This is a genomic window from Pseudomonas sp. SDT291_1_S447 (assembly GCF_054070155.1).
In genome coordinates, this window is the sequence record NZ_JBSVXS010000502.1 from 1 (window position 1) to 208 (window position 208).

At 60.1% G+C, this 208-nt stretch carries 1 protein-coding gene; it reads left to right on the forward strand.

Annotated features, from left to right (window positions below; genetic code table 11):
• On the forward strand, positions 1-208 hold a 208-nt coding region (locus tag ACW9IR_RS30550), incomplete at both ends, for a hypothetical protein (RefSeq protein ID WP_457466349.1).

Sequence of the window (208 nt, forward strand, 5' to 3'; positions counted from 1 at the left end):
TCAACTATGGCCAGGGCGGTAACTACATCAACCTGGCGGCTGGCACCACGGGTGCGCTGATTCTTCGCGATGGCGCAACCCTGGCGGCGCCGGAAGTGTTCCTGGTCGCTTCCACTGGCAGTATCGTGGTGGAGCAAGGCGCTTCGATCAACACCATCGGGCGCGGCAAGGTCGGTTATGACGCACGTGACGGTTTTGTCTACAACAT